This is a genomic window from Corynebacterium sp. HMSC055A01 (genome assembly GCF_001809405.1).
GTDB classification, from domain to species: domain Bacteria; phylum Actinomycetota; class Actinomycetes; order Mycobacteriales; family Mycobacteriaceae; genus Corynebacterium; species Corynebacterium hesseae.
In genome coordinates this window covers 36,695-53,734 of record NZ_KV797586.1, presented here as the reverse complement: position 1 = coordinate 53,734, position 17,040 = coordinate 36,695, and the positions used below count along the sequence as shown (strand labels likewise).

Here is a 17,040-nt window from a genome sequence, read left to right as displayed (position 1 = left end):
CAGGCGACGGGGCGTCAGCAGTCTGCCGTTGCGCAGTGGAAGAAGATGCTTTAGGCTCAGTGGTGTTCCCCGCATTAGCGGGGGTGAGCCGTTGCTGATGCTCAGGCATTCAGGAAAGCTCGAACCTTCCCCGCCTCGGCGGGGGTGAGCAGCTGTCGATGTTCAATACATTGCACTGCAGCTCAATTTTCCCTGCGTTAGCAGGGGTGAGCCGTTGCTGATGTTCAATCATCATGCAGATTGCTCTTATTCCCCGCGTCAGCGGGGATTTTTTAATGCCCTAAACGCAGAAAAGGACCCCCACCCAGCTGTGGGATGAGGGTCAAAACTTCAAAGACTTTCACAAGGCCTAATCGCCGGTGCTCGTTGAAAGCTTCCACTCCGGGTACGTCATCATCGGCGGCGGCGGCAGGATAATATCACGCTCCACGGCCCAGAACTGGAGCTTGCGCCAGTACCCGGCCACATAAAGCTGGTACTCATGGTGGCTTTTGTCCTTGGCGCGTAGCTCCCCCACCTCCTCGTCCAAGCTCTGAATCGTCTCCTCCATCCGGTCGAGGCGCCGCGCAACGCTCGCCTCATCCGCCGCGATTGCAGCCTGCTTGTGGCGGGTGAGCGCCTTGGAGGCTGCGCCTATGATGCCGCCATAGTTCTCCGCCGCCTTGGAGAACAAACCAGAGACGACGGCGAGGATGATAGCGATGGAGAGGAAGAACCCCAAAGGGTTCTTGGAGCCGGACAGGAACGTGAGTATTTCGTCAATCTGCACTATGCTCCCTCCGGTTTTTCGCGACTGCCATGCGGACGGTGAGTGCCCAGGCGATGACTCCCCAGATAAAAGCGGCACTGAGATACAACGTCAAATAGCGCCAGTCGTCTATCGTGTCGTCCGCATACACGTTGTCCACCACCATGAGGGCGAAGGCGATGTAGATAGCGGCTGACAGCATCGCCCCTGAGCGGACGACGTTATCCCGGCGTGCCACCAAACCTGCGGTGATGATGAGAGCAGCGAGGATACAAGCCAGCCCCCAGGCGAAGGCTGGGCCAATACTGTCTATCTCGAAGACGCCGGTACCGGGCCTGCTGTCACCGAAGAGGTAGTCGAGGCCGCGTGAGGCCTCCTGAAACGCTAGCGCGGCGATAATAAGACGTAGGGTGCGGGTCACGGCGCTACTCCCCCGCTGTGGTCGGCCCTGTGTACACCGGCAGGGTGGGCGGTGCCTGCTCCGCTTGGGTGGCCTCCGCCTGCTCCGCCAATCGCGGCGCCATGGAAGGAGTCACACCATCCACCGTCAGAGCGTTCAGAAGCGTGGTGAGCACGAAGCCCACACCACCAGCGACGAAGATGAACCACTCCGGTGTGTCTGTCAGCACGACGGGCAGGATACCCGCCAGCCACGCCAGCGCTTGCAGAATGAGCATTATCGTGGCCTTGCGGCGTAGCCACCACGGCTGAGCCACGAGCTCCGCCGCGACCGCGCCAGCCACATACTCGCCCACCTCAGTGAGCATCGGTGAAGGGCGTGTCATCGACGTTCCTCCAGCTTCTTCTCGATGCGTGCGACGTCCTGGCGAAGAGCTGCCACTGCGTCCACGAGGGTGAGGTTCTGGCCCTTGTCATTGACACCTAATTGGGGCCAGCCCTTGCCCTTAGGGCCGCGTAGCTGTGTCCATACGTCCTGTAGGGCGTCAATCTGCGGGCCCAAATAGCCGCTGATAAATGTGGTGATTTGCGAGTAGAGCTTGTTCATTTCTTCCTCCGATGGTTCCTTGTTGGTCGGGTTCTTCCCGCTGAATAAGGCTTGTAGTTCCGCCTTAGTGCCCCGGTAGGCGTTGACGTCAACGTTGGGCTGTCCCGCGACGATGCCACGCGAGCCGTACTGCAAAAGGTCTGGTTTACGGTCGCCTAGGGGGTAGTCCCAGCCGGGGTGACGGTCGCCGCCCTCGCTCGCGTACAAGGCACGCGGCTCACCGGCCGCGTTATTGTCCCCGTAGTTGGAGCACCAGAGCGCGCCAAGGCCCTGCATGGACGGCTCACCGCCCGGCATTCTCTCCCAGTACCACGCGCCGGAGTAGACGCCCGGGACGTGGTATCCGCGCCGCTCTAGTTCTCGTTTGGCCTCCCAAACATCCTCACCACGTAGTAGGTAGTGACGCGGGTCGCTTGACGGGAATCGGTTATCGACGCTCTCGACGTCAATCCACACGGGCAGGTCGCGGCGCCCTGCCATTTGCTGATCAATTACATCGACCTGCTGGGCGATGCTGGTGCCCTCGGAGGGAGCGCGCAGATACCAGTAGGTGGAGATGAGCATTCCAGCCTGCTCAGCATCCGCGAGGTGCGAGTGAAACACCCTATCGACGTGGGTGCCGTCGCATAGGCGAATGATGGCGAAGTCTATGCCCTCTTGCTTAGCCCGGGCGCAGCTTAGCCCGTCGTTGTGCTCGCTAATGTCGATGCCAAACAATGTGCCTCCCTTCGGCTTCGGCTTGGACTCCTTGGCGGGCTGAGACTCGCCCGGCCACTTCGCGCCGCGTAGTACTTCCTGCGGGTCAAGGATTGTCTGCCCGAGCACACGCCGGGCCGGGGCCACCCATGAGTAGCGGTACACCTCAATGTGCAGGTGAGGGGCTACACCGCCGTTGGTGCGTGAGTCGGGGTTGATGCGCCCGATACGCTGCCCCTCACGCACCTTTTGGCCCACCGACACCTCGGGGATGATGTGCCCGTAGACGGACTCATTACCCCCAACGCTGGCGGGATGGTCAAGGCGAATCCACCGCCCGAAGCCCGACGCCGGGCCTGCCGCGATGACCGTTCCGTCCTTGATTGCATAGATAGGCTTGCCGCCTGAGCCTCCAGCGACGCCGTAGTCCACACCGTAATGAATCGTGCCCCACCTAGGGCCGTATGGGCTTGTGACCACGAAGCCCTTGGGTACTGGCATTGTGACCATAGTTCTGACCCCTTTCGTCTATAAATGAGAATCCCCCACCAACCGGGGCGGTCAGTAGGGGCTTGAGGCTATACGCGCTCGAAGAGGCTGGGCGATTCGCTGGGCGGCCAGTAGGACTTGGTGACGTGGCCGCTGAGCACCTTGTACACCACGCCCTCGTACTCAATGAGGTCACCCTCCTCCACCGGCAGCTCCGGCGCGAAGGGGATAGCACCAGGGCTAGCCGTATTCTCCTCCGGGGCGGCGGGGCGAACCTGGTTGGTGATGTCGAACCAGATATTCTCATCCACTCCGTGCGCCCCAGGCTCCCACGGGTTAAGGCCCGGGTGAGTGGACTCCCAGAACCGCCCGTTGTGGGTGATGACATTGGTCTTCGCGTACATCTTCGAGTGATCCGTGAGCGGGTTCTCCCACGCTGGCACCTTGTCCGGCGCTGCGATAGCCTCCTCCACGGTGACGGCCTTCGGCTTGTCTAACTTGCCCGCTTCTTGTAGCTCGGCCACCAAATCGGCTTGTGCTTGCTCAACGGCGGCTTGCGCGGCACGACGTTCACGCTCTGGGGTGACTACCCAGGCCAAAAGCTCCTGAAACTGAGCGTCGTCTAGCTGCCGGATTGCTGCGGTGATTTCATCAAGTGTCATAAATGTTCCTCCATCAAAATGAGAGCATCCCCTAACCGTGGGGCGGTCAGAGGGTCGCACAGGTAGTTGGTTGTCTATTCGGTTAGGAGCTTGCGCCACGGCTCCCACTCACCCGCAAATCCGTAGTACGAGCGGGTATAGATTCCGAAGTTTTTATAGGCGGTGTACCGCTGGAATGTGAAGTTCTTTCCCGTGTACACCTCCAACAGGCCCGCAACGGCGCGGGGATAGTTCGCGCCGTTGCCCGCGTCGTTATTCGATGCTTGGAGATAGGCGCCTGTCTCGGTGATGGTGTTCAGGTCTTGGGTGGCGAGTTCCCTCACCGGCCCGCTAATCTTCCTAAGCGCCACAGGCCTCACCCCCAAGACGAGTTAAGCCAAGCGGGTGAGAAACGCGGTCACGTTGCCTTCCATGTCGTAAAGCGAGACATTGCCGGACAGTGCGTTCACGCCAGTCAAGCGCCCGACGTTTTTGTCGTTCACGTAGGTAAGCACTCTCCCCGCCGTGACCTCCAAACGCCATCTGCCTTCGGGTAGCACCATGCCCTCGTTTTGGCGGATGAGGGTTGCCCAAGGTGGGTGAGGCGGTTGCCACTCGGCCCAACTGTTGACGGGTGCCCCGGTGGTGATAAGGGCGGTGTCGCGTCCGCTGATTTTGCGTAAGGCCATTTAGCACCACCCCAACCAGCGCCGGAACCTTGCAATTACACAGGGGGGGGGCTGTTTTCGTCAAGGTGAGCACGTACCTGGTTTCCTGCTTCAAACTGCGCGCTGGATTCGACAAAATCCACAAATCCGGGTTTTCAATTCGCCCACAGGTAGACACACTGCCTACGCCGGTAGCAGACTCACCATTCTGGATAGTGATTCGGATTTCTTCTCCTGGGTCACTCGCTGTCAGTGTGGCTACCCACATACCAACGCCGGGGCGCACCTGGTATTGGTTCGGCGTGGGGTTGATCTTACCCGCGTCTGGGAATGCGATGTGCGTGTCGCCCGGCTTCGCATACCCCTCCAGAGCGTACTGCACCGGGCGACGGCCAATGAGTTTCATGCTCATGCTGCCACCCCCACCGTGGTTAGATCACTGGGTAGATGAAGGTGTCCCAGATTGTTCCGGTGACGTCCGGCAGGGTGACGTTGCCCGTGGTGCGGATATTCACGTCGCCGTAGGCCTGCCGGTAGGTGCAGTCGACTGTTGGGGTGAAGCCCGACGGCAGGGCGATTGTGGTGCCGCCGCTGTAGTTCCGCAGGCGTAGCACCGCCAGCCCGCCGTAGCGGTTGAGGTACCAGCCTGGGCCGGACGTGGACGGCGGCACCAGTTTCCTTAGCGCCATGGCAACCACCCCACAAGCGCCGCAAAAGTCTTACGAAGTAGGGGGGGGGGGATTGGAACAGCGTGCATTATTACCTCCGTCTTATCGGTCGTGTTCTCGGCGCGCACCGCAAGACGGCGACCCGTCTTAATCACCGTCACAGTGTGGCTCGTGCCAGTCGTGGACTCCCAGTAGGGCTGGCCGGGTGCGTCGTAGTCGTACACGCGCAGTCCAGTACACCCGGTGGCTTGAAGCGTGGCGAGTTCCGGGTAGTTGTTGATGCTAGCGTCAAACTGCCCGCGCCTTGCAGGTTGCCACCCGGCCCCCTGTTCCACATCGAGGCGCACCGTCTCCGGGCCGCGTCTAATTGATCTCAAAGCCATAACGGTTCTCCTCTCTTTACTCCCACCAGCTGCTGGTGGTCGGCACGACCACAACAGCCTGGTAGCCCTTTGCGCGGATTGCGGTATCCGCCTGCTCCGCCGTCTTATCGTCTGGTGCTGCGAGAACAAGTTTTAGGCCGGTGGGGGCAAGGGCCGCGATAGCCGTAGCGATAGCCGTGTTTAACTGCTGTTTGGTGACCTCTCCGGGTGGGCCTTGGGAGCCAGTCTTACCCGTCAAAGGCGGGCTAATCTTGCCGTTGACGGCGAGCCGATCGCCCTGCCAGAACGTGTTGTCCAGGGTGTTCGCTACCTTGTCGGCGTCTTGCTTGGCGCTAGCCGCCGACTTCGCAGCCGCCTGCTCAGACTTTTTCGCCGCCGCCGCATCACCCTGGGCCGAGCTAATCAACCCGTCAAGCTGATTCTTGTACCCGGTGGGGATGGGTAGGTGAAGCATGTTGAAGCCGTCCAGCTCCAGCATGGCCCGCCCTGTGCGGACAATGTCATCATCGTCTACGAATCGTCCGGTGAGTTTAGCGCTGAATTCTTCCTGCACCCCGTCACCTCCATCGCCTTGATTGTGCTCATAAAGGCAGTGTGGAGGAGGGGTGAATGCGGTCGGTTTCCGCAGGTTGCGGCGCGTTTTACGCCCTCAAACCGAGGGCGATTTTTAGGGCGGTCAGCGGGCTTAAGCAGATAGGCGACGTACCGATAATTCGTGATACATCTCGCCATATCTTGTCTGCGACAGCAAAGCACTACCGCGCCCGGTCTGCGAGTACACCTTCACCACGAGCTGGCAGTTATCCACCGGCACATAGCTAGACATAGTCACCTGATAGGTCTGGTCCCAACCCTGATCCTGATTGATGAAGATCGCCTCATCAATCACGTCTCCGCTCGGGTTACGAAGCTCCAGCTTAAGCTGCGCCTCGGAGGAGGTAATCAGCGTGTCAATAAACGTCGCGGGAGGCATATGGAATCGGCAGTGAAACTGCCAATCACCAGCACTATCGAGACGAATATAGCTATTGTCAGTGTTGGTGTAGTTTAGCTGCCTACACCCCACAATCTTGCCCTTATTGGTGGAAAACGGGAGAGTAATCCACTTGCCGCCGGGGATGCTCACCTTCGACGATAACGTCCACTGGCCATGATGCCCCAGGGCCTCCATAGCAATAGCCCGCTGGTTGGACTTGGCGATTTGCTCCGCCGCCTCAGCCTTCTCCTTGGCCGAGTAGGCCGCGTCAGTAGCAGACATGGCCGCCTGGGTTGCCGACGTGGCTGCCTTCACCGCATTGGTGACAGCCTCGCGCCTGCTCCCCTCAGCATCGCTACGCGCATTCTCCGCCCGCTCGCGGGCCTTCTCCGCGCTGTTGCGCTCAGCCTCCGCCTTGCTACGTTCCGACTCCGCCAAAGACCTAGCCTTCTCCGCAGACGACCTGGCGGTCTCGGCCTTGCTGCGCTCCGACTCTGCACCGGCACGCGCCGTCTCAGCCCGATTGCGCTCGGACTCCGCCTGCGCCCTTGCTGTTTCGGCGCCAGACCTAGCATTCTCCGCCAACCGGCGCGCCTCCTCGGCCCGCGCCCTCCACTTCTCCGCATCCTCAGCGGACGCCCCAGCAGCCTCAGAGAAAGACTTCGCCTTCAGCGACAGGTCATTAGCATCACTGGAGTGGCCCTTGGCCTCCTGCGAAAACACCTGGGATTGGTTCGAGTACTTCGACGACTGCCGGGAGGCTTGCAAAGATGCTTCGGAATGCCGCTGCGCTTCCTGGCTGTACCCCAAGGACTTCTTGGAGTACTCCAGCGACGCTTCGCTATACTCCCGTGATTTATCCGAATAGCGGTAGGAAGCCTGCGAATGTTCGGAGGCCTGCGCGGAATACTTTTGTGACTGGATTGAGAATTCGGAAGCCTTGTTCATGTAGTCCCAGGACTTCTGGAGATCCGCTGCAATGTCCTTGCGCCATTGGGCTGAGGTATCGCCGAAACGATTATCGGCCACCTTCTCCAGGGTCTCCTTCGGAACCTTCCTGGGTGGGGCTAGCAGCGCCTTGCGCCCGGTCTTCTCCGACGCCTCCACCATTGACTTGAAGCTGGTCATCACGCCGTTGTCGCGCCTGCCGAGGATAGGCTCGACGGTTAGCTCCGCCGTGGCGGACGCCTTCAACGTGTAGCCCATAATCACCTCGGATACACGGGTGGTACCGTCCACGAAACTGATACGGTCGCCCGGCTTCCAGCCCGGCACTACACGCCCGTCAGGGCGGCGTACATCATCACCAAACACGACTGTCTGGTGGTGCCCTGGGGTGAGGCTCATGCTGGTTGTGCCTTGGGAGGCTGCCCATTCGCGGGCAATCTCCGCCGTCGGATTGGTGCCGCCCGTGGACGACAGGTTCATGTATTTTTCGCGCAGGAAGAACGGCCCAGCGGCCTCGATATTCACTCTGCCCCCGGCCTTGCTGAAAGACACCTCTGTGCCGCTGATTGTGGCGTGAGGCTGCACGTCAACATCCAGGCGCTCCACTACCCCGGGCATCCTTGCCGAGGAAGGTAGAAGCGCCTCCGCCGACTCCGCACTGGCAGATGTGACGGTGCCCTTGGGCTTGAGGAGTCCGGACTCGAGGGCGGCGATGGTTTGGGCGTCCAGCTGGCCGCCACCAATGAGCATCGCCCCATCCGGCGCGGTCTCCGTAGTGGCCCACCGCTTCAACCCGCCGCCAGGGGCGGAGGAGAACACTACGCCGCGCCTATCCCGGCCTGCGTGCTGCCACACCAAAACACCGGGAGTCTGCTTCTGTGCTGAGCCTGTAGCCGCGTAGCGCTTATTATCCGCTAGGAACTCGGACGGGGTGGCGATAACCCACTCCACGCCCTCCTTCCAGGCGTACACCGCACCGTCCTCCACCCAGCTTTTAACCATTCCAATGCCAGACATGCGAAGCCCGTTGATGGTGCGCACCAACCCGGCGCCCAAAGCACGCCGCAAGGCTGGGGTGACCGTGAACTTTCCGGCCTCCCAGTAGGTCACAAAGTGGGGGCGGCCCGCCTTGGCGCCCGGCCCGTCCTTAATTTTGGTGCGATCAACGACATGCACCTTGGCGGGATCAATCTCCGCGTAGTAGCCCACGGGCCGCTCCACCACCGTCTCGAACGGTATCCAGCAGATACCATCCATAGGCTCAGACAGCAGGGCCCCGTCCTTTACCTGTCCCCTACCAGCCCATGAGTTATCCGGCATGGGCGGAGCATCGGTAAGCACCGTAGAGCCGTAGATACGGGGGCCGGTAGTGGCGTTAGGCCACACACCTTTAGCAAGCTGAGCGTTCGCCCATTGGCGTTCCATTGCCCCCTCGTAGTGCAAGGCGCGTCCCGTGCCGGGGATAGTGTCGCCGGGCAGAAGCTTCCGCACCTGCACGAAGGATGTTGATCCCGCCAGTGGCTCCTCCAGAAGGCCCGCCACGTAGTCCTCGGTGCGTACTTCCACCTGTACCGGGTCGCCCTGGTGGTCAATCAGTACGTAGGTGGGTAGGCCGGTGCGAACCGCTCCACGGGCCACCAGCCGGTGCGTCACCGCTCCCAAGGAGCCTTCCTCAATTTCGGAGGAGCCATCCGCCGCCGACGCCACCGGGCCGCGCCCCAGCATGCGGTGAAAGTGCTTCGTCTCCGACTGGACGGTTACCCGCAGGTATCGGGTGCCATCCGTCTCCTGCCCTGTCTCTGTGGACTCCACGTAGCCGTCCCAGCGCACCCCGTTCACCTCAAAGGTGACTGGTACTGGCACGTGGCGGGCGGCGCGAAGCCTAGACGCCCTCGGGTGGTCTTCCGCAAGGCGGATCTCCCCGGTGTCCACACCCCAATCCTCACGCCACTGGAGGTTAATCTCCTCCCAGGGGGCAAGGCTCCACCACCGGGACATTGACACATCCCAAACGCGAGCATCAATGACTTCATGGCGGGGGGTGTGCTTGACTACCATGCTCTGCTAAACTCCGGTATCCACTCGACGGTGCACTTGAAGCCGCTGGTAGGGTTCGTCACATCTATCTGCACCTCCCCCGTCTCGTTCATCACGTGGACTGGCTCGGGCCAGAACGGGACGACGACACTAAAGTCGGGGTTGCCGTACAGGTCTGTGACGTGACGCCGCTCGGGATGCGAGTCGATTACCCAGCCTTCGGCGCGATACGGCAATTCTTGCCACTCGTCTTTAGCGGTCAGTCGAACCTTCGCTTTGGTGTACTTGCCTTCGAATCGGAATCGGGGCCAAATATCTGTGTCCCCATCCACCCTAAGCGTCACAGTGCCGAAAGTGTCTGTAGGGCCAAGTACCAAGCTTTCCGTGAATCTGCGGGTGGTATCGCCCGAAAACTCCAGAATCACACTCAGCTTCGCTACCTTCGACCCGCCCGGCGACTGGAACCACTCCACCTTTGACACGTCCTGAACCCGCGCCCGGTACCACCTGTAGCCCCACTCCGCCGACGTGATAGACACACCGACTGGCCGCCCCCCGTCACCAAGTTTGGCGAGGAGTGTGTTCACTTCGCGGCGCACGTCCCGCGACTTCACCACAAGGTCAAGACGCAGAGTGTTCTGGGTGACGCTGGTACCCCGCCACGCCCCGGAGGCCTCATCCCAAAGATGCTTCTTCGCCATGCCGGAAAGCCCGTCTGGCACATCGTCCAGGAAGATGCCCTCGCGCTTCTTACGCGGACGGCTAAGCGCCAAAGGCTCACCATCCACACCCCACAGGGTGATACGAAACTTTTTATCCCAAGGAATGCTCACAGCCTGTCTCCTACCTGTTCTTCACCATCGAGGACAGGCCACTAAGCACCTTGTCCTCCAGCTTGGCGTTCACGGTCACCGCGCCCGTGAACTGCGTATCAATACGGGTCGTATCACCGGCCCCGCCAATCTGGGTGAGGACGGCTTGCGCCGCGTCCTCATAGGCGCGGCGGCGGGTTGCCTCCATCCCGGCCTGGGCTGAGCGCTGGGCGGCCTGCTGCGCGCCCTCCACAACACTGTCCGCAAGCTGGCGGGCGTACCGGCCACCCACCACAGTCTCCGGCAGGCCTTCGATGAGGCCATTGGCGGCGGCAGCATCAGCGGCGGTATCCTTCGGCGCCAGGGTTGGCTCCACCAAGGCGCGCAACTTGTCCAGGTTGCGCCAGCCCTGCTCAACGTTGAGGGATGACCACTCGCCTACCTCGTCGCGGGTCACCCCGCCGAAGCCACCTGCCGAGGCGGCGGCGCGCATACCGGCCTCAAGGTCTTGACCCCAGCCGGAGCCGCCCACCGTCATAAGTACAGAGCGGTTCTTGTCGTCCAAAAGGCTGTTGTTGGTGTCCAGCCTGTTGTTAACGCCGGAGAGCTGGGAGTTCTCCTGCTGGAGCTCCGCCAGCTGCTGCTTCAAGGTTTGTGTCATTTCCGCCAGCTCATTCTTGCGCGGGTTGATAGTGTTCACCCGGTCGAGGTCGCGGCGGGCCTTGTCAAGCTCCAGCTTCTTCTGACGGCGGTTAATATCGGCCTCCGCCTTCGCCGCCAACAGTTCGGCAGCCTCGGCCCCGTACTTGGCTTCCATCTGCTTCTTGTACAGGGGCAGGTTGAATATGCCGCTGGTGGCGTCAAACATTCCCGCCACATCATCACCGGAGCCACCGGCAGCACCCACAAGGGCGCCGGTAAGCACACCGGCCACAAGGCCGCCACGGGCCGTATCAACCCGTCGCCTATCATCCTTCGATAGGGAATCGTATTCCTTCTTGGCCTGCTCCTTGTAGGCCTTCTCCTGGGCGCGTCCCTCTGCCACACTCGTGGCGCCCTTCGTCAAGCTACCAAGGCCGCTAACACCCAACGCCAGCGCTGCCGGGAGTGCCGCGCCACCCGTGGCAATAGTCATCGCGGCGGCGGCACCAATCTGGGCGATGCCGCCAAGAATGCCAGCCGCACCCTTCGCCTTCTTCTGCTTGCCTTCCTGCTCCTTAGCCAAAGCACTAGCAGAGTTACCCATTACACCGGCAGCCTCAGCCGCAGAGCGGGCAAGCTCCATCGTGGCCACGGAAAGACGCTCAGAAGTCAGCTTTGCTATCTCCTGCGCATAATTCAGGTCTGCGGTGGCATCTTCCACAGCAACCTTGCGGTTGAACTCGGCCTCCGCCGACGAGGCGCGGATAGCATCAAGATTCATCTCCGCAACCTCCACATTGGAGGCAGACAGGATAGCCACCCGGTCGGCGTCGGTGGCCTTCTGTACGGTGTCAAAGATGCCCTTTTGGCGAAGCTCCGCCAAATTAACCTCGGCACTCCCGGCGTTCTGGGCGTGCTCATTGCGGGCCATAGCAAGGTCGTACTCTGCCTGCTGCTGCGCCAGCACATCATCATGGCGGGCCTGCTGATTCTGCCGCTCCAGCTCACGCAAAGCCTGCGCCGCATCCACAGCGCCACGCTTAGCCTGAACATCCGCCAGTTCGGCCTCAAGGCGCTCATCGGCCACCTTGTTAGCCCGATCCATGTTCTCGGCCATAAGGCCCATGGTTTCCGCCACGCGGCCCATGCCCTCAGCCAAGGTATCCGCCAGGGAGGCGGCGGCCTTAATCGGCGCCACAGTCAAGGCAGCGTTGTACCGAATCTGGGCGTCGTTGACCTCCGCGATGGCTTCCTTCTCGGCCTCACGCGCCTCAACAAGATCCTGCTCGGCCTCGGCGATACGCTGCGCCGACTTCACATCATTCTCGTCGGCCTTCTCCTTGAGGTCACGGATCTTCTTCTCGGCCTTCTCAATATCGTCGGCGCGCTTGTCCGCCGTGTAGGATTTGGTAAGCTTCTTGCTCTTGGCCTTCTCCAGGTTCTTGTAGGCCTCCGCAAGCTTCTCAGTGGAGTCCTTATCCGACTTGGTGGCGTTCTTACGAAGCTCCGCCAGCTTCTCCTCCGCCTCGGTAATCTCCATGGAAGCGTTCTTGCGGTTGGTCTGCGCCTCACCCAGCTCGTTGAAGGCGGCCAGAGTGTCCTCATTGACGCGCAGCCACACATCCCAGTTGGGGGTTGTGGCGTTCAGGGCGGCCTCAACCTGGGCGGCGATACCACCCTTGCCCAAAGCGCCCTCCAGCTGCTTGGCGACACTGAGAATCTGCTTGGTGGCAGGCTCGCCAAGCTCCTCGCGGAACGTGTGGTTCCCCAGGAATGGGTTGGCGAAGGCGAACGCATCATCCACCATTGACTGGGGCACGCCGTACTGGTCTGCGTACTGTCGGACCTGCGCCCTATTAGCAGCCCCCAGAGAGCCGCCAACGGTGCCGTTGACGCGGTTGGAAGCCAAGCCTGGGGCGTGGAAAGTCTTGCCAGCCGTGGGGGCTGAAACGTCCTTCCAGGAGGCCCGGGCGCGGGCACCGCCACCGGCAACATCAGGAATATCCCCAATGTCGGTGCCGAACCCGTCGGTCTCCCCAAGGTCACCAGTCAGCACACCGCCGCCCTTGTCCTCATCGGAGCCAGGCAGGTACATGAAGTTGGTGAAGCCGCGCCCATCCAGAGGCCCGGCAGCACCACCAATCGTCATACCCTGCCCCGTGTTGCCGCCGGACTCGATAAACGTTCCGTCTGGCAGCATCATGGCGGTGTGGCCGTTGGCTCCGCCGCCGTAGTCGTACCAGCCCACCACAAGCTCGTTGCCGTTGCCGCGACCGGACTTGAAGCCCTTGGCCGCCAGCCAGGCACCCTCGTTGACGGTGGACATGCGGGAATCAAACGGGTCAAGGCCCAGGTAGGTGTTCACGCCTGCGGACACCGCACCGGAGCAGTCGAATGATGCAGGTGAGAATCCGCCCATGACGTACGGCCCGTTGTTGTACGGGGCAAGAATGCTCTTGACTTCCTCCGACTTGGTGCGCCCACCCGTCTCAAGCGCAGGGAGTTCATGCGCCAGGTTGGCCATGATGCCACGGGGGTCGTTGGCGTTAATCGCCGCGAGGGTGCCGTTGAACTTTTCGCTGGACTTGTCGTTAATCACCCACTCGTTGCGGTTGACGCGGGCAATGGGGAACCCATCATCCGTGACGCCCATGAAGCCGTCCACGATGTTGGTTCCAGGCCCAGTACCTGGCAGCCTGTAGCCCGAGTTACCACCAATCGCCAAGGCGGGTATCTGCCCGCCCTCGTAGAAGTTGGGGATACGCCCACCGTGCTCACGGCTCAGCCACTGGCCAACCTTCCTACCCACAAACGTGACCGTGGTGGTCATCGGGCGGGTGAGCATACCAATCATGTCCATCATGGCGCGGGCCTTCGCCATGAACGACGAATTATCCATATCCGACCTCGGGGTGGGGCGCTGCTCCCCAAGGTTCGCGGTCTTCACCAAAGCATCCGACACACCAGCGTCAAGAAGGGACTTCTCAAGGTCTGCGGTGGGCACAGCCTTCTCCTGGCTCAGCAGGTTCAGCTCACCAACGGATACGTCCTTGCCCTGTAGGAGCTTCTCAATAATCAGGTCGGCTTCGGGCGATACATCCAGCCCGTCCAGCTCCTCACCAATGGCGCGGGCCTGCTCAGCATTCAGCCCGAACTCGGTGGTGTCCAGCTCGGCTGTAGCACTAGCGCTCAGACCGTCAATCACGTTAACGCGGGCCTGAAGTTCATCGAGCTCATCGATGTTCACATCTGCGGTGGACTCGATCTCGATATTGCCGTTGGGGAGGTGCTCAATCTTGTAGCCCATGTCCTCGAGCGCAAGCACCACAGCGGGGTCTGGCGGGGCAATCTCAACGGAGTTGCCTTCCTTCAACCCGGCCAGCCCGGTCTCCAGCTTGGCGATCTGCTGCTCAACCGTGTCCGCGCCCTCCATTGCAAGCGGAAGGGCGAGCACTTCACGGGTGATGCCGTAGGACCGCATCAGGCTCTGGAACTGCTCGTCCGTCAAGCCGAGCGCAGTCTGTAGGGCAGCCATATTGTCGGCCTGCTGGTTGAAGATTTCGTCCACATCAACACCGGCCACAGCCGCCTGCGCCATGCTGTCACCCAGCTCGCTAATCATGGACACGGCCTTCGCGCCGGAGCCTGTCGTGGCATCAATCGTGCCGTCGGGGTCAAGCTCAATCGGCCCAACCTCGGCAACCGCCTGGGCAAGGGTTTCAATCTGCTCGGCCTGCTGCTCCACATCCCCAACCAAAGCGGCCTCGGCCTGATCCTTGCTCAACGCGTTACCGGACATCTCATCCATGATGCGCTTCAGCGCAGAGAGCTTATCCTCAGCGGAAGCCGCCTCGTCTGCCAGCACACCCATCGACTCGCCGATGGCCTGGAATGCGGGGTCGGCGCTGCGGGCAGCATCAATAGAGCGCTCGTATTCGGCACGTGCGGACTCAAGGTTTTCAACAGCCATTTGAGCGGCCTCACCCTGGTCATTCCACCAGTGGCCCTCGATGCCGTTAAGCCGCTCAATGACGGCATCGTATTCTTTGCCGCCACGGGCCACAATCTCGCCCAGGTCTTCCCAGTCCTTACCTTGGGCCTTCAGCGCGTCGCCGGTGAGGATGCTGGCCTCACCCATGACCTCGGCCTGCTTAATGGTTTCCTGCCATGCCTTGCTCTGGCTTGAGCCAAGCAACCCGGCCACATCAACGGCCTTAATGGCTTCGCCACGCCAGCCTGCCATGGTTTCACCGTTCATGCGGATGCTGGCGGTGTAGCCCTCGGCTACAAGCTTCGCGTCCTCGAACTGTTCCTTGCTGAGCGGGGCGGTGCTTCCTGCAAGGGCACTATTGAGGCGTTCCTGAGCCTCAGCCGCATCCTTGGTGGCGGTCTTGTAGTCCTCCTGGGCCTGTGACGCCCGCTGATTGAATGCCACAAGGTCGGTGATGACTGCGGTGGCGGCTGCCAAGGCGATGCCCCACGGCCCTCCGAACATATCCATCACGCCCATGCCTGCGGCCTTGAGCTTGGACATGCCAGCGGCGGCTACACCGCCCTGCCCACCAAGCACGCGCATGGCGGCACCGGCGCGGCTCATCTCGGGGTTGGCTTGCCGCATGTAGCCGTAGGCCTCCGACATGGAGGAGCCAAACAGTTTGAGGCTGGTCTTAGTGTTAGCGAAGGACTCAGCCAGCTTGGTTACCGCGTTGGCGCCGCGCTCAGTGCGGAGCAGTTTCATCGCCACGTTGACGGCGCCAAGCGCCACGGCGGTGTCTTTTACCGGGCCGGGCAGCTTCCCCCACAGCTCCACCGCCTTGCCCAAGCCGTCCATCGACGTACCGGCAAGGCCCGCCATGCTGGAGGCGAAGGCCTCAATCTTGGGGGCGGCGGCATCAAGGGCATCCACGGCGCCGTTGCCCATGCGTACCAGCTGGTCATCAATCTTGTCGAACACGCCGAGGGAAAGATCCTCCATGGTGTTCTGAACTCGCTCCCACACACCCGGCAGGCCTTGTGTCTGCGCGGCAGCTACCTCAGCTGCCTGCCCCTGCCTAACAACGGCTTCCTTGAGGGTGTCGAAGCCCTCAGAGCCTTGCACCGCCGCTACACCGGCCAGGCGCATAGCGTCTGAGCCAAACAGCACGGCGGTTGCCGCCTGGTATTGCTCCTCGGTCATGGATGCGGAGGCGTCTTTGAGCTGGCCGAGGAGGGAGGACATGCCCACAAACTTGCCGTTGGCGTCGTACACCGTAAGGCCCAGCTCTTCAATCGCGGCCTGTGCCGGTTTGCCTTGGTCTGTCAGCGCCAGCATCGCGGACTTGAGGAGGGTACCGGCGTCGGAGCCTTGAATACCGGCGTTGGCCAGCATTGCCAGGGCGGTGGCGGTGTCATCAATCGACAGGCCGAACTGGTTGGCGACGGTACCGGCCTGCTGCATACCCTGCGCAATACCGGTCATCTCGGCGGAGGAGGCGTTAGCGGCACCAGCCAAAATATCGGCAACACGGCCCGCGTCCTCAGCCCCAAGGTTGAACGCCTGCAACGCCTGCGACTGGATAGTTGCCGCTTCAGCTGCCTCAACCTGCGCCGCCGCAGCAAGCTGCAACGTTCCCTTAGCCGCCGTCATCGACTGCTCAACCGAGAAGCCGCCCTTAGCCAGCTCAGTCATTGCACCTGCCGCGTCAGAGGCGGAGGTAGCCGTCAGAGACGCGTCAGTACCAAGCTCGCGGGCCTTATTACCCACCGCCTCCAGCTGTGCACCAGTCGCCCCAGAAACAGCGGACAAGGTATTCATCTGGGACTGGAAGTCCATACCGGCAGACGCCACGGCCTTGGCCGCCGTAGCAATAGACCCAAGGCTTACGGCTGCGCCCACAAACTTAGCGATACCGCCAGCCGCCCCAGAGAACACGGAGCCTGTTTCACCGGCGTGGGAGTTCAGCTCCCCCATGCTCCCAGCGGCCTCAGCCGCCGCTGTCTTGACCTGCCCCAGCCCGCCGGTCTCCACACTGGGGGCCACACGCTTGCTGCCTACCTGGTCGAGTGCACCGGCAGCGTCCCTAGCCGAGGACTGGAGCTTGTCTAGCTGCCCGCCGTCGGCCTTGACTGAAAGCTTCTTTTTACCGGTGTTGTCGAGCTGCTTGTCTACCTTCCTGGCGGCCTGCTCAACACGGCCCATAGCACGGTCAAACTCGCCGGTCTCAACCGTGATTTTGAAACCAAGATCGCCAAGGTCCAGGGCGGCCATACGCTACTCCTTCAAGCTGGGTGTTTTGCGTAATCCGAGACCACGGGCGATGGCTGTATCCTCGCCCAGTAGCCTGATT

12 protein-coding genes are annotated in these 17,040 nt (G+C 61.6%); all 12 read right to left on the bottom strand.

Going from position 1 to position 17,040, the window contains the following annotated elements:
• Positions 1-349 precede the first annotated feature (349 nt).
• The gene (locus HMPREF2604_RS07715; protein WP_070564595.1) at positions 350-769 is read right to left on the bottom strand and encodes a hypothetical protein; all 420 of its coding nucleotides are present in this window, start codon (positions 767-769) and stop codon (positions 350-352) included.
• On the bottom strand, positions 759-1,169 hold the full coding sequence (locus HMPREF2604_RS07710; protein WP_070564593.1) for a hypothetical protein: 411 nt from the start codon (positions 1,167-1,169) through the stop codon (positions 759-761). The genes HMPREF2604_RS07715 and HMPREF2604_RS07710 overlap by 11 nt, the downstream gene beginning before the upstream one ends.
• A 4-nt stretch (positions 1,170-1,173) precedes the next feature.
• The gene (locus tag HMPREF2604_RS07705) at positions 1,174-1,533 is read right to left on the bottom strand and encodes a hypothetical protein (RefSeq protein WP_070564591.1); all 360 of its coding nucleotides are present in this window, start codon (positions 1,531-1,533) and stop codon (positions 1,174-1,176) included.
• Positions 1,530-2,951: a peptidoglycan DD-metalloendopeptidase family protein gene (locus HMPREF2604_RS07700; RefSeq protein WP_246818398.1), complete on the bottom strand. Its 1,422-nt coding sequence runs from the start codon at positions 2,949-2,951 to the stop codon at positions 1,530-1,532. Before HMPREF2604_RS07700 ends, HMPREF2604_RS07705 begins: the two co-directional genes overlap by 4 nt.
• 77 nt (positions 2,952-3,028) lie before the next feature.
• Entirely contained in the window at positions 3,029-3,601 is a 573-nt protein-coding gene (locus HMPREF2604_RS07695) for a hypothetical protein (protein ID WP_070564587.1), read from the bottom strand.
• 74 nt (positions 3,602-3,675) lie between these two features.
• The gene (locus HMPREF2604_RS07690; protein ID WP_083299211.1) at positions 3,676-3,924 is read right to left on the bottom strand and encodes a pyocin knob domain-containing protein; all 249 of its coding nucleotides are present in this window, start codon (positions 3,922-3,924) and stop codon (positions 3,676-3,678) included.
• Positions 3,925-3,972: 48 nt separating this feature from the next.
• A complete protein-coding gene (locus HMPREF2604_RS07685) occupies positions 3,973-4,269 on the bottom strand; it encodes a hypothetical protein (protein WP_070564583.1) in 297 nt (98 codons plus the stop codon).
• Positions 4,270-4,679: 410 nt separating this feature from the next.
• The gene (locus HMPREF2604_RS07680; RefSeq protein ID WP_141746446.1) at positions 4,680-4,937 is read right to left on the bottom strand and encodes a hypothetical protein; all 258 of its coding nucleotides are present in this window, start codon (positions 4,935-4,937) and stop codon (positions 4,680-4,682) included.
• Between the two features lie 378 nt (positions 4,938-5,315).
• Positions 5,316-5,852, bottom strand: coding sequence for a hypothetical protein (locus HMPREF2604_RS07670; RefSeq protein WP_070564574.1), 537 nt, complete (start codon positions 5,850-5,852; stop codon positions 5,316-5,318).
• A gap of 132 nt (positions 5,853-5,984) precedes the next feature.
• Positions 5,985-9,221 carry a hypothetical protein gene (locus HMPREF2604_RS14330; protein ID WP_246818397.1) on the bottom strand — a complete coding sequence of 1,079 codons (3,237 nt, stop codon included), beginning with the start codon at positions 9,219-9,221 and terminating at the stop codon, positions 5,985-5,987.
• Between the two features lie 53 nt (positions 9,222-9,274).
• Positions 9,275-10,093 (bottom strand): hypothetical protein, encoded by an 819-nt coding sequence (locus HMPREF2604_RS07660; protein ID WP_070564570.1) that lies wholly within the window; start codon positions 10,091-10,093, stop codon positions 9,275-9,277.
• A gap of 10 nt (positions 10,094-10,103) precedes the next feature.
• Positions 10,104-16,961, bottom strand: a complete 6,858-nt coding sequence (locus HMPREF2604_RS07655; RefSeq protein WP_070564564.1) for a phage tail tape measure protein — start codon at positions 16,959-16,961, stop codon at positions 10,104-10,106.
• Positions 16,962-17,040 lie beyond the last annotated feature (79 nt).

What these genes read in the sequence shown, in the direction of transcription:
- HMPREF2604_RS07685 (WP_070564583.1), bottom strand. Translation starts at nt 4,269, where the DNA reads ATGGCCTTACGCAAAATCAGCGGACGCGACACCGCCCTTATCACCACC.
- HMPREF2604_RS07655 (WP_070564564.1), bottom strand. Translation starts at nt 16,961, where the DNA reads ATGGCCGCCCTGGACCTTGGCGATCTTGGTTTCAAAATCACGGTTGAG.
- HMPREF2604_RS07680 (WP_141746446.1), bottom strand. Translation starts at nt 4,937, where the DNA reads ATGGCGCTAAGGAAACTGGTGCCGCCGTCCACGTCCGGCCCAGGCTGG.
- HMPREF2604_RS07695 (WP_070564587.1), bottom strand. Translation starts at nt 3,601, where the DNA reads ATGACACTTGATGAAATCACCGCAGCAATCCGGCAGCTAGACGACGCT.
- HMPREF2604_RS14330 (WP_246818397.1), bottom strand. Translation starts at nt 9,221, where the DNA reads ATGTCCCGGTGGTGGAGCCTTGCCCCCTGGGAGGAGATTAACCTCCAG.
- HMPREF2604_RS07700 (WP_246818398.1), bottom strand. Translation starts at nt 2,951, where the DNA reads ATGCCAGTACCCAAGGGCTTCGTGGTCACAAGCCCATACGGCCCTAGG.
- HMPREF2604_RS07705 (WP_070564591.1), bottom strand. Translation starts at nt 1,533, where the DNA reads ATGACACGCCCTTCACCGATGCTCACTGAGGTGGGCGAGTATGTGGCT.